At 39.6% G+C, this 13,327-nt stretch carries 12 protein-coding genes; 4 read left to right on the top strand and 8 right to left on the bottom strand.

What is annotated here, in order from left to right:
• Nucleotides 1–561: 561 nt before the first annotated feature.
• The 4 genes from thrS to rplT all read left to right on the top strand — a co-directional run bounded on the left by thrS (nucleotide 562) and on the right by rplT (nucleotide 3,886).
• On the top strand, nucleotides 562–2,508 hold the full coding sequence (gene thrS / locus RM539_RS18655) for a threonine--tRNA ligase (protein WP_311504936.1): 1,947 nt from the start codon (nucleotides 562–564) through the stop codon (nucleotides 2,506–2,508).
• 22 nt (nucleotides 2,509–2,530) lie between these two features.
• The gene (gene infC / locus RM539_RS18650) at nucleotides 2,531–3,085 is read left to right on the top strand and encodes a translation initiation factor IF-3 (RefSeq protein ID WP_311504937.1); all 555 of its coding nucleotides are present in this window, start codon (nucleotides 2,531–2,533) and stop codon (nucleotides 3,083–3,085) included.
• A gap of 123 nt (nucleotides 3,086–3,208) precedes the next feature.
• Complete coding sequence (gene rpmI / locus RM539_RS18645; RefSeq protein ID WP_011708523.1) at nucleotides 3,209–3,406, top strand: 50S ribosomal protein L35; 198 nt, start codon at nucleotides 3,209–3,211, stop codon at nucleotides 3,404–3,406.
• Between the two features lie 135 nt (nucleotides 3,407–3,541).
• Nucleotides 3,542–3,886: a 50S ribosomal protein L20 gene (gene rplT / locus RM539_RS18640; RefSeq protein ID WP_311504935.1), complete on the top strand. Its 345-nt coding sequence runs from the start codon at nucleotides 3,542–3,544 to the stop codon at nucleotides 3,884–3,886.
• Nucleotides 3,887–4,323: 437 nt separating this feature from the next.
• Here rplT and RM539_RS18635 read toward each other — a convergent pair whose 3' ends face one another.
• From RM539_RS18635 to tgt, 8 genes are all read right to left on the bottom strand, one after another.
• On the bottom strand, nucleotides 4,324–5,577 hold the full coding sequence (locus tag RM539_RS18635) for a cation:proton antiporter (RefSeq protein WP_432264645.1): 1,254 nt from the start codon (nucleotides 5,575–5,577) through the stop codon (nucleotides 4,324–4,326).
• Between the two features lie 21 nt (nucleotides 5,578–5,598).
• A complete protein-coding gene (locus tag RM539_RS18630; protein WP_311504933.1) occupies nucleotides 5,599–6,024 on the bottom strand; it encodes a secondary thiamine-phosphate synthase enzyme YjbQ in 426 nt (141 codons plus the stop codon).
• 83 nt (nucleotides 6,025–6,107) lie between these two features.
• The gene (locus RM539_RS18625) at nucleotides 6,108–6,926 is read right to left on the bottom strand and encodes an amidohydrolase family protein (RefSeq protein ID WP_311504932.1); all 819 of its coding nucleotides are present in this window, start codon (nucleotides 6,924–6,926) and stop codon (nucleotides 6,108–6,110) included.
• A 5-nt stretch (nucleotides 6,927–6,931) separates the two neighbouring features.
• Entirely contained in the window at nucleotides 6,932–8,191 is a 1,260-nt protein-coding gene (locus tag RM539_RS18620; protein WP_311504931.1) for an asparagine synthetase B, read from the bottom strand.
• 55 nt (nucleotides 8,192–8,246) lie between these two features.
• A complete protein-coding gene (gene dnaB, locus RM539_RS18615; protein ID WP_311504930.1) occupies nucleotides 8,247–9,809 on the bottom strand; it encodes a replicative DNA helicase in 1,563 nt (520 codons plus the stop codon).
• Nucleotides 9,810–9,977: 168 nt separating this feature from the next.
• On the bottom strand, nucleotides 9,978–10,931 hold the full coding sequence (locus tag RM539_RS18610; RefSeq protein WP_311504929.1) for an acetyl-CoA carboxylase carboxyltransferase subunit alpha: 954 nt from the start codon (nucleotides 10,929–10,931) through the stop codon (nucleotides 9,978–9,980).
• 95 nt (nucleotides 10,932–11,026) lie between these two features.
• Nucleotides 11,027–12,103: an LptF/LptG family permease gene (locus RM539_RS18605; protein ID WP_311504928.1), complete on the bottom strand. Its 1,077-nt coding sequence runs from the start codon at nucleotides 12,101–12,103 to the stop codon at nucleotides 11,027–11,029.
• A gap of 1 nt (nucleotide 12,104) precedes the next feature.
• Nucleotides 12,105–13,235: a tRNA guanosine(34) transglycosylase Tgt gene (tgt, locus tag RM539_RS18600; protein WP_311504927.1), complete on the bottom strand. Its 1,131-nt coding sequence runs from the start codon at nucleotides 13,233–13,235 to the stop codon at nucleotides 12,105–12,107.
• Nucleotides 13,236–13,327 lie beyond the last annotated feature (92 nt).

The following is a 13,327-nucleotide window of genomic DNA, read 5'->3' as shown; positions in this document are numbered from 1 at the left end:
CTAGGTTTTATCTAAGAACCGGAGCTAAAAGACTGAAAATGGCATTTTTATGACCCAAACTTTTTTCACTTAAATTTAGTAATCCAGCTCTACCGACAGGGCGCGGGGCCAGATTTGCCAATTATCCGCTTCTCCTTAGTATATATAGTATCAGCTGCTATTAATAAGAAGCTTTAGTTCTGTGCTAGTAATAGTGTTTTTACCCTTCCGTCTTTATCAGCGCTCGCTGATAAAGCCACTTTCCCTTAAAAAAGGAAGGAGCCAAACATGAAAGATGATGAATTATACTTTTTAGCATTTTCCATTTCCACTCTTTTGCGTTAGGGATAGCAGCGGCATCCTTATAGCGGAATAGGGGGTCCTGAATTTGGTGTTATCCACACTCCTTAAATATATACCATACTTCCAGCTTCCTCCAAAACCGCTATAAGATACAGCGAATAGCCCGACCCCGACCTTTGAAGGAGGGGAAACGCCAATATCCTACATTTTCTACATAGAGTATATTGCGCAACCAAGTTCAACCGCTTATCTTTGCTCTTCTAAATTGAAAAACAAGACATGATTAAGGTTACTTTGCCTGATGGCAGTATTAAGGAATTTGAAAAGGGCTCTACTCCCATGGACGTTGCTAACAGCATTAGTGCTGGGCTGGCCAGAAATGTAATTTCGGCTAAATTTAATGATAAAATTGTAGAAACTGACACACCTTTGATCACCGATGGCTCACTTACCTTATATACATGGAATGACGAGGAAGGGAAGAAAGCCTTCTGGCACTCTACTTCCCACGTGATGGCGCAGGCGATAGAACAACTGTATCCAGGTGCTAAACTCACCATAGGTCCGGCGATTGAAAATGGCTTTTATTATGATGTGGATTTTGGGGAGCATAAAATCTCGGAAAATGATTTTGGAAAAATAGAAACCAAAATGCTGGAAATTGCCCGCGGAAAACATGACTTTAAAATGCGTGAAGTTTCCAAGGCCGATGCTCTAGACTATTATAAGAAGCAAAACAATCCGTTTAAGGTGGAATTAATCGAAAAACTGGAAGACGGAACTATTACCTTTTGCGATCACGACACTTTTACCGACTTATGCCGCGGAGGCCATATCCCCAATACCGGAATTATAAAGGCGGTAAAATTAATGAGTGCCGCCGGTGCATACTGGCGCGGTGATGAGAAAAATCCGCAGCTTACCAGGGTTTATGGAACTTCTTTTCCAAAACAGAAAGAACTTAAAGAGTATCTGGAATTACTGGAGGAGGCAAAAAAACGGGATCACAGAAAGCTGGGAAGGGAACTTGAACTTTTCACTTTTTCCCACAAGGTGGGACAGGGTTTGCCATTATGGCTGCCAAAAGGAGCCGCTTTACGTGAACGCCTTGAAAATTTCCTTAAAAAGGCTCAGAAAACCGCAGGTTACGAGATGGTTGTTAGTCCGCATATTGGGCAGAAAGAACTATATGTAACTTCAGGGCACTACGCAAAATATGGAGAAGACAGTTTTCAGCCAATAAAGACTCCTAATGAAGGGGAAGAATTCCTGCTGAAACCAATGAACTGTCCGCACCATTGCGAAATATATAATGCCACCGCCTGGAGTTATCGGGATTTACCAAAACGTTTTGCGGAATTTGGCACTGTTTACCGCTATGAACAAAGCGGGGAATTACATGGTCTTACTCGCGTAAGAGGCTTCACCCAGGATGATGCTCATATTTTCTGTACTCCGGATCAACTGGATGAAGAATTTAAAAAAGTAATTGATCTTACCTTATATGTATTCGATTCTTTAGGTTTTGAAAACTTCACTGCCCAGGTCTCCCTTAGAGATCCTGAAAACAAACAAAAGTATATAGGAGGTGATGAAGTTTGGGATAAAGCTGAAAATGCCATAATTGCCGCGGCTGAGGAAAAACGGCTTAATTATGTTGTGGAAACCGGTGAGGCTGCGTTTTACGGCCCAAAACTGGACTTTATGGTAAAAGATGCTCTTGGCAGAAACTGGCAACTTGGCACTATTCAGGTAGATTATAACCTGCCGGAACGTTTTGACCTGACATATAAAGGAAGCGATAATGAAAGTCATCGCCCTGTTATGATTCACCGTGCTCCTTTTGGGAGTATGGAGCGATTTGTTGCCATCCTGCTGGAACATACAGGGGGGAATTTCCCGCTTTGGCTAATGCCGGAGCAGGCTATTATTCTCTCCCTCAGTGAGAAATATGAAAATTACTCCCAAAAAGTTTTAACTTTACTGGAAAATAACGAAATTCGCGCTCGTATAGATAACCGGAGTGAAACGATAGGAAAGAAAATTCGCGAAGCTGAAGTAAATAAATTTCCTTTTATGCTGATTGTTGGAGAACAGGAGGCAAATGATGGTACGATTTCTGTACGAAAAAGAGGGGAAGGTGACATAGGCACAATGCCGGTTGAAACTTTTGCCGAAACTATAAATAACGAGATAAAAAAGACGCTTAAAGCGTTTAAAGTTTAACTAAAATTGATTAGCCATAGCAATACGAAGAAAAAAATCGAAGAGGCCCAGTACGAGAAGGAAGGAAGACGAACACAAAATCAACCAGAAAATCCGAGCTGAAAAAGTGAGGCTTGTTGGGGATAATGTGGAAATGGACGTATATCCCATCAAAGAAGCCTTAGCAATCGCTGAAGAATTAGGATTGGATTTGGTGGAAATATCACCAAATGCCGAACCTCCTGTTGTAAAGGCGATGGACTACAAAAAGTTTCTTTATGAACAGAAGAAACGTGAGAAGGCAATGAAAGCCAAGGCCAGTAAGGTTGTAGTAAAAGAAATTCGATTCGGACCGAATACCGATGACCATGATTATGAATTTAAGAAGCGTAATGCTGAAAAATTCTTAAAGGATGGTGCTAAGTTGAAAGCGTTTGTATTTTTTAAAGGACGTTCCATAGTTTTTAAGGATAAAGGGGAAATCTTATTATTGAGATTAGCCACAGATCTTGAGGAACATGGAAAGGTTGAGCAAATGCCGAAACTGGAAGGTAAGCGTATGACCATGTTTATGGCCCCTACCAAAAAAGCAAAATAAGCCTTAGCAGGTATTTCTCCCCCGGAATTTTTGGAAAAGAGATTCCACCTCACCAAAGGAGGTAAAAGAAGGAATATTTGCAGCTTGATAGAATAAGAGAGTTAATTATAAAAGAAGGACAGCATGCCTAAAATGAAAACAAAATCCAGTGCCAAAAAGCGTTTTAAGCTTACAGGTACCGGTAAAATTAAGAGAAAGCACGCGTTTAAAAGCCACATTCTAACAAAGAAGTCTAAAAAACGTAAGCTAGCCCTTACTCACAGTACGTTGGTACATGATGCAGATAAGGACAATGTTAAACTTCAATTACGTTTAAAGTAAGCTGAAGCTCTTAACGGTTTAAACAATTAATAAACCCTGGAGTTGGGCAACACTTCGACTGCGCTCAGTGTGACAGTTTGAAGTTTAAATTAAAAGTGCCGGTTACCGGCCGCCTGCTACAAAAACAATTTAAATATGCCAAGATCAGTAAATTCAGTTGCCAAGAGAGCCAGAAGAAAAAAGGTTCTTAAGCAAGCAAAAGGCTACTTTGGACGTCGTAAAAACGTTTGGACAGTAGCTAAAAATGCGGTTGATAAAGCTATGCTTTATGCATACAGAGACCGCAAAACCAAGAAGCGTAATTTCCGCTCATTGTGGATTATGCGTATTAATGCAGCTGCCCGTCAGCAAGGAATGTCTTATTCCCAGTTTATGGGGAAGGTAAAAGCCGGTGGAATAGGCCTTAACCGAAAGGTTTTAGCCGATTTGGCCATGAACCATCCGCAGGCGTTTAAAGCCATTGTTGACAAAGTAAAATAAATACAAACAAATTAAACTCTCTTATATTAAAATCCGGTTCTTTGCAGAACCGGATTTTTTTTGCCCCACTCCATAAATGATTCTTCTAAAGGCTTCGAGATAAGACCAAAATTAAACATTTTTTCTTCAAAATTATTTGTAGATGCTACGGAAGCGGATAAACTAAAACACTATTATCCTACCCGTATTCTTCAATTTTTAAATATTACCTGCTCCATTTTTTATGCTATGATTCTGGGCAAATAGCTCATGTAGTAACAGCCACCTGATTTAAAATTTACCACATATATCTTTCAGCAGCAGGGTCTTCAGCACTTTTTTCTAATAACCAAAAGCGTATTTAATTCATTCCGGGTTTTGCGGAATTTGATAGCTAAAGAAAATTGATAAATCCATCAGCCGTTTCAGCATTACTTATCTAAATAAGAGTACTTTTCCTAAACATTTTTACCTGAAACCTGCTTTCCTGAAGATAACAGCGCAATATTACGCGCACCTTTTTGAGCTGAGAAAGAAGCCATAGTACAGGTAACCAATATCATTAAAATAGTTCCATTAAGCACATTCTCATCTAAAAGCCGCACAGGCTCTCCATTTTTTCCAGTACCCAGAATTATATTATAGCCAATAACCACAGCCGCCAGTGTCGCAGCAGCCTGGGCATTACTCAATCCAAAAATAATCCTTCGCTCATCTACAGAAAATTTAAATGATTTTTGCGTTAACCAGGCCGCCAGAAATTTAGCTCCAGTGGCTACTGTAATCATCACTGCAGCTACTTTAAAGGTTTCAATATCTTTAAAAAATACCTTGTAATTTATTAACATTCCTATTCCAATCAGGAAAGAAGGAATAAAGATGGCGTTGCCCACAAACTCTATCCTGTTCATTAAAGGAGAGGTTCGGGAAATAAGCCTGTTCAGGGAAATACCGGCAAGAAAAGCGCCTATTATTCCTTCTATCCCGGCAAGTTCAGCCAGGAAGGCCCCCAGAAAAACACTGGCCAGCACAAAAATATATTGCGATACACTATCCTCCCATCTTTCAAGAAACCACCGGCCAACCACAGGAAAGATAAAAAGAACTATAAATCCAAAAACAAGTGTAGAGAATCCTAACCGAAGCCAGAAAAAAATATTTACTTCTCCTTTTGTAAGTCCTACTATAACGGCCAAAATCAGCAAGGCCAGAATATCGGTTACCATAGTTCCTCCCACGCTAATATTCACAGCGCGATTTCCTGTTATACCCGCTTTCCGGATAATTGGATACGTAATTAAAGTATGTGATGCAAACATGCTCGCCAAAAGAACGGACGTGATCATGGAGAAATTTAGCAGGTAAAATCCGGCGCAAATACCAAGAAGCATGGGTATTGCAAAAGTATAAAATCCGAAAATGAGGCTTTTAGTTCGGTTTCTTTTAAAATCCTCAAGATCTATTTCCAGCCCTGCCAGGAACATAATATAAAGTAAACCTGCTGTTCCCGAAAGGATAATGCCGCTATCCCGCTCCATTAGATTAAAACCATTTGGGCCAATCACTGCTCCGGCTATGATAAGCCCCAAAAGGTGAGGGACTTTTATTTTGTTCATCAGGATCGGGATAAACAAAATGATAAAGAGAATGATTAAAAACTTAGCTACCGGATTGGTTACAGGGAGTTCTCCAGCCAAAAACCAGGAAATCATGGATTTTTCATAAATAAAATATTATTCTCCCCATGCGCTAAGCACGAGTTTTCTTGAGCCACCGCTATCGCGATGTTCACAAAGGTAAATCCCCTGCCAGGTACCCAGGTTCAGTTTTCCATTTGTCACAGGAATTTGTAATGAAGTTCCCATAAGCGAAGCTTTTATATGTGCGGGCATGTCGTCTGCCCCTTCAAGGGTATGCTTGTAGTATGGTTGCTTTTCAGGAACCATTTTATTGATATGGCTCTCAAAATCTTCCCGTACGGTAGGATCAGCATTTTCATTAATGGTAAGTCCTGCGGAAGTATGCTGAATAAATACCTGCAACATACCTTTCTTTATTTCTGAAATTTCAGAAAACTCACTCATAATTTCATCAGTAACCAGATGGAAACCTCTTCGTTTTGCACTTAGCTTTATTTCCTTCTGCAAAAATTTGGTCATGATTTCGCTTTTTTAATTTTAGGAAAAGTTAAGTAACTAAAATGATATCCTAAACAGGAGACTCCTAAATCCTTCTGAAAATTTTAAAGGTTGTAACATGATACTGCATTGCCACCAAAAATCTTGTTTTTAACAGAGGTAGATTCAGCAGAAAGATATTCTTCAATAACCTCTATGTTATCAGCATAATTTCCACCGGAAAGCGAAACCGGCCAGTCCGACCCAAACATAAGCTTATCTTCAGAAAAGTTTTCAAAAACAAAGTCCAGAAAAGGAGAAAATGTCTGCAAATTCCAATCCTTCTCCCCTGCGGCACTCAATAATCCTGAAAATTTACAATACACATTTTTATGCTGAGCCAAGGATTTAATTCCGTTTCTCCATTGTGCAGAAGGTTTTTGAAAAATCTCAGGTTTTGCCATATGGTTCAGCACAAACTTCTGATTGGGAAAATTGTTAACCAGTTCCACCGCAGCTTTAAGCTGGTACGGAAATACCAGAATTTCATAAACAAGATCGAAATTGGCCAATTTTGAGATTCCATTGTGAAATTGGGCATTAAGCATAAATTTTCCAAACTCGTCATAGACGGTGTGTCGAATTCCTTTAAAGTGAGTATTTCGGGAGTGTTTAGTAAGTACATCTTCCACGTTTTCAGCAGTTAAATCCAGCCACCCGATAACACCTTTTATAAAATCATGTTTAGCGGCAAGGGCAAGCAGAAAGTTTGTTTCATCCTCCGACTGATCTGCCTGCACCGCTATGCAACCATCAAATTGGTGCTTATCAAGCAGGGGTTTTAAATCTTGTGGTGCAAAATCTTTCTGAATAGATTTATCTTCAATCCAACTGTATTTTTCGGGATTGTAGTTCCAGAAATGCTGATGTGCATCAATGCGCATAATTATCAGGTTTTTTGCTTCTTCTTTCGGGCGGCAGGAAAAAGGACGTTATTCAGGATAAGCCGGTAACCCGGCGAATTTGGATGTAGTTCCAGTTCTGTTTTTGGATCTCCCACCCTGTGTGTATAATCTTCAGGATCATGACCACCATAAAATGTAAAAAATCCCTTGCCTTTTATCCCGTGGATATAACGGGCTTCCCCATTGAGTTTGCTCTCCCCCATCACCAGGACGTTCGCCTTGATATTTTCGGGATTGAAAGAAGTTGTTTGTCCCATAAATCCTTTTACAAGACTTGTATGATTTTGGGTAAGCATTGTTGGCACCACATCCCATTTTGCCGAAAAATCCATTAGAGTAAAATAATCACTCTCTGCCTGAATTTGTCTTTTTTGAGTCATGTCTATGGAAGAAAATTCATAAACCATTGGATTTCTTTCCAGGATAAAATCGGTAAAAGCAAACGTACTGTTATAGTCGATTTTCGCCTGATAGCCGGGCTCACTGGGATCTCCATCAAACATAGCCTCAGCAATATCTACGCCTTCTGCAGAAAGGGCAATATCAAAACTATCTGTGGCGCTGCACATGGCAAACATAAAGCCGCCTCCCACAACATAGTCTCTGATTTTAAGGGCTACTGCAAGTTTTTCTTTTGAAACTTTATCATAACCCAATTCTGTAGCCAAAGCTTCGGCGTGTTTTTTATCTTCAATATACCATGGTGTGGTACGGAATGCGCGATAAAATTTGCCGTACTGGCCGGTAAAATCTTCATGATGCAAATGCAGCCAGTCATATTCCACCAAGGCATCGTTTAATACTTCTCTATCATAAATCGTTTCATATGGAATCTCAGCGTAAGTTAGTACCATAGTTACCGCATCGTCCCACGGCTTATTGCCCTGTGGAGAATAAACGGCAATTTTCGGAGCTTTTTCCAATTCAACAGTTTCCATATTCTGCGAAGGACTGCTTATTTCTTCCAGAACCTGTTCGGTTTTACTATCACTTATAATTTCAAAAGAAACTCCCCGAATCTGGCATTCCCGCCGCAAAGCTTCAGTATCTGAAATTAAAAACGAACCTCCGCGATAATTAAGAAGCCATCGTACTTTTAGATTATTAACTAAGGAATAATAAGTAATCCCGTAGGCTTTTAGGTGATCGCCCTGGGATTCATCATCCATAGGAATAAGAATATGAGATGCAAATCCCGAATATGTGAAACACAGTAATAAAAAAACCGTCAGGTATTTCTTCAATACTGAAGAAATACCGACGGGATGATTATTAAAATTATATATTTTCTTCGGAAAATTAAAAAGGCACGTCGCTGTCGTCATCATTAAAATCGTCATTCATGGAACTGCCAAAAGCCTCATCTGCACTTGGATTTGGCAAATTCTGATTATCTCCAAAATTGTTCTCATCATCTCCGCCACTGTTCATTTTAGAATGAAATTCAAACGGAGAATCAAACTCTTCCAAGTTATCAAATTTACCAAGATGTCCAATAAATTTCAATCTTATGTTTTCCAGCCCGCCATTACGGTGTTTAGCCACAATAAATTCAGCCTGCCCATCTGTAGGGGTACGCTCTTCATCATCCCATTCATCAATTTTATAATATTCGGGACGGTAGATAAAAGACACAATATCGGCATCCTGCTCAATTGCCCCGGATTCCCTAAGATCAGATAACAGGGGCCTTTTACTTCCGCCGCGGGTTTCCACAGCACGGGAAAGCTGTGACAGTGCGATTACCGGCACATTAAGTTCTTTAGCCAGGGCTTTCAAATTTCTTGAAATTGTGGAAATTTCCTGTTCCCTGTTTCCGCCTTTTTGACCACCTCCGGCAGTCATCAGCTGCAAATAGTCAATAACAATTAATTTAATTCCATTGGTTGAAGCCAATCGTCTTGCTTTGGCCCTAAGGTCGAAAATTGACAAAGAAGGAGTATCATCAATAAAAAGTGGTGCTTTTTCCAGATCTTTTACCTTCACGTTTAGTTGCTCCCACTCATGTTTTTCCAAATTTCCCGTTCTCAGTTTTTCTGAAGACAAACCGGTTTCAGAAGAAATTAAACGGGTAATTAATTGTACCGAAGACATCTCCAGAGAGAAGAATGCCACAGGTAAATTTTGTCCCACCGCAATATTTCTGGCCATAGAGAGCGTTAATGCGGTTTTACCCATACCGGGACGTGCCGCCACGATGATTAAGTCACTGGGTTGCCAGCCGGAGGTTAATTTATCCAGCCTCTCAAATCCTGAAGGCACTCCACTTAAACCTTCTTTATTAGAGATTTCCTGAATACGGTTCTTTGCCTGGATAACGAGACTCTGGGCAGTTTCGGTTGATTTTTTAATATTCCCCTGGGTAACCTCATAAAGTTTAGCTTCGGCCTGATCAAGCAAATCAAAAACATCTGTAGATTCATCGTAAGAATCTTCAATAATTTCGTTTGAAATTTTAATGAGGCTGCGCTGAATATATTTCTGAAGAATAATACGGGCATGAAACTCTATATGTGCTGAAGAAGATACTTTCTGGGTAAGCTGAATGAGGTAATAATCCCCTCCGGCTTTTTCAAAATTACCATCTTTTTTGAGTTGATTAGAGACTGTTAATAAGTCAATTGCCTCGGTATTTTCGAACAGCTTATGAATGGCTTCAAAAATAAGCTTATGACCCGATTTATAAAATGCGTCAGCATTAAGGATATCAATAATTTCATCTACCCCTTTTTTATCAATCATCATAGCCCCCAACACAACTTCTTCTAAATCAACAGCTTGCGGTGGAAGTTTTCCTTTTTCTAAATTAATTACATTGCTTTGCTTATAACCAAAACTTTGTGGGGCGGTGATTTTTTCCATGTTACGAAAGTAAAGAATTTGCTAAGATGACTATAATTATTCGCACCTAAGTTAGTCCACCGGTAATTAACAATTGACCTGTTGAAAACTTATTTTTTTTGTTCATAGAGATAAAAAAATCCGAAACCTCAGCTTCGGATTGATTTAAATATACGGTATAGAAAAGAACTAGCCTTTAAAGACTCCCATGGCTAAATATTTATTCATTCTTTTTTCCACAAGATCTGCTGGTGATAAGTTTTTAAACTCATCGTAAGCATCAGAAATCGTTTTTTTTACAGTAACAAAAATTTCCTGCTTGTTGCTATGAGCTCCACCTACAGGTTCCTTCACTATTTCATCAATAAGCTTTTGTTTCTTCATATCCCTGGCAGTAAGCTTGAGCGCATCTGCAGCAGTTTCTTTGTATTCCCAGCTTCTCCATAATATAGAAGAACAGGATTCCGGCGAAATTACCGAGTACCATGTATTTTCCAACATCAATACTTTATCTCCAACCCCAATACCCAAGGCTCCGCCACTGGCTCCTTCTCCAATAATTACTACAATTATGGGTACTTTAAGACGGGTCATTTCCAGAATATTGCGCGCAATGGCTTCTCCCTGCCCCCGTTCTTCGGCTTCCAGTCCCGGATAAGCTCCCGGAGTATCTACAAAACATACAACGGGAACGTTAAATTTTTCAGCAGATTTCATTAAGCGAAGGGCTTTGCGGTATCCTTCCGGATTGGCCATTCCAAAGTTCCTGTACTGCCTGGTCTTGGTATTGTATCCTTTTTGCTGACCAATAAACATAAAGCTCTGTTCATCTATTTTGCCAAGTCCACCAATCATGGCTTTATCATCTTTCACATTCCTGTCACCGTGAAGCTCCAGAAATGTATCACCACAGATTGCTTTAATATAATCTAAGGTGTACGGCCTGTTAGGATGCCTGGATAACTGAACACGCTGCCATGCGGTTAGATTTTTATAAATTTCTTTTCGGGTTTCCCTGAGTTTTTTTTCAATCTGCCTGCAAGTTGCAGTAACATCTACATCACTCTCTTCCCCTATGACACAAGCCTTTCGGTATTGTTCTTCTAACTCTTTAATGGGTAATTCAAAATCTAAATATTCCATAAGAATTATGGTGTTTTTTTATTAGCCTACAAATATAGCAAACTTTAAAAGGAAGATTTCCTGTTTTTCTTTAATTTTTAACCTCAGGGTTAAGCCTATCTTTTGGAGGTAAACAGCAGGTAGACCGCCAAAATACCAAATACTATGTTAGGGAACCAGACCGCCAGTAACGGAGAAAATGTTGACTGTTCTGCCATGGTACCAAAAACTTTATCAAAAAATATAAATATAAAGGCCAGGCTTATACCTAATGCGAGGTTAACTCCCATTCCTCCCCTTCGTTTTTTTGAAGAAACCGCCACAGCAATAATTGTTAATATAAAAGCTGAAACCGGTAAACTCCATCTTTTATACGCCACCACCAGATAGCGGTTAATATTCCCCGAACCACGCCTGCGTTCGGTTTCTATAAAATCGTTGAGTTCAGAATAATTTAAAGTTTCGGCGATATAGGACTCAGGAGTAAGCTCGTCAAACTCGAAGGGCAGAATGGTGTCCAATTTTCGCGCCGTAAAAATCTGGTCTTCGTTTTCACCTACAATCCTTCTATCTACATTGGTGAGGGAGTAAGTGGTATCTTCCTCATTGAATTCAAGATAAGAAGCACTTAATTTAAACTCCAGCTTATTTCCGTTAAAATGCTCCAGGGTGAAATTTCTTGCAGTCTTGGTTTTAGGCTGAAAATTGCTGGCATAAATATATTCATCATCATTAATTTGCCTGTACACATCGCGGGTTTCCTGGACCTGAGCTCCACGTTTCAGGTATTCATACTTAAATTCATTAAATCCTTTACTTGCTTTAGGAGCAAGAAACATCCCCATAACAAGAGCTCCTATACAAACAATTGCCGCCCCTATAAGGTATGGTCTTAAAAACCTCCAGAAGGACACCCCGCTACTCAAAAAGGCAATAATTTCGGTATTATTAGCAAGCTTTGAGGTAAACCATATTACGGACAGGAACAAAAACAATGGAAACAATAAATTGGCAAAATAGATGGTGAAATCCAGATAATACTTGGCCACTTCTATAAAAGGAACTTCATTTTCAAGAATTTTATCAATCTTTTCCGCAAGATTTACTGTAATTCCAATTGGAACAAACAGGAGAAGCATCAAAATAAAAGTGCCCAGGTAGCGCTTTAATATATACCAGTCAAGAATTTTCAAATTATAAGCGTTTATTCATTTGAGTTACCATTTTATTTTTCCAAGTACTAAAATCGCCGGCTATAATATGCTTTCTGGCCTCACGAACCAGCCAGAGATAGAAGCCCAGGTTATGAACGGTAGCAATTTGCTTGCCAAGCATTTCATTAACGGTAAATAAATGGCGTAAATAAGCTTTTGAATAGTATGTATCTACATAAGTAATTGCCATTTCATCAATAGGAGAAAAATCTTCCTGCCATTTCTTATTTTTTATATTGATGGTACCATGGACGGTAAACAGCATTCCGTTTCTGGCATTTCGCGTGGGCATCACACAATCAAACATATCTACTCCCAATGCAATGTTTTCCAGAATATTTATTGGGGTTCCCACACCCATCAGGTATCTAGGCTTTTCCTTCGGAAGAATACTCGTCACCACTTCCGTCATTGCATACATTTCTTCAGCCGGTTCCCCCACTGAAAGTCCGCCAATTGCGTTACCTTCAGCTCCAACTGAAGCTATATATTCTGCCGACTGTTCCCGTAGGTCCTTATAGGTACTGCCCTGCACAATAGGGAATAAAGATTGATTATAACCGTAAAGTGGCGGAGTTTTTTCGAAGTGTGCAATACAGCGGTCCAGCCAACGGTGCGTCATGTGCATGGAACGTTTGGCATATTTATAGTCACAGGGATATGGTGTACACTCATCAAAAGCCATAATAATATCGGCACCTATAGTTCTCTGGATTTCCATTACATTTTCAGGAGTAAAGGTATGAGAAGAACCATCTATATGAGATTTAAACTTCACCCCTTCTTCCTTTATTTTTCTTCTTGCAGAAAGAGAATACACCTGATACCCCCCACTATCGGTTAAAATATTTCGGTCCCAGTTCATAAATTTGTGAAGACCTCCTGCTTTTTTTAGAACTTCCGTTTGGGGGCGCAGGTAAAGATGATAGGTGTTCCCCAGGATGATATCAGGATTAATATCTTCCTTTAATTCCCGCTGGTGCACCCCTTTAACCGAAGCCACAGTGCCCACCGGCATAAAAATAGGTGTTTCAATTTTGCCATGATCTGTAGTTATAGTTCCGGCTCTTGCGCTGCTTGCCTTATCCTCTGATAAAAGTTCAAAATCCATAAAAAATATTCAATGGGTGCAAAGATACTCAACATTTGTTCTAAAGAAAGAAATTGACCCTTTGGGAAGCAACTATTGTTCCTGATAATATT

Source organism: Autumnicola musiva (genome assembly GCF_031846585.1).
Classification (GTDB): Bacteria; Bacteroidota; Bacteroidia; order Flavobacteriales; family Flavobacteriaceae; genus Autumnicola; species Autumnicola musiva.
The sequence above is the reverse complement of the archived record's forward strand: the minus strand, read 5'-3'. Positions and strand labels throughout refer to the sequence as shown.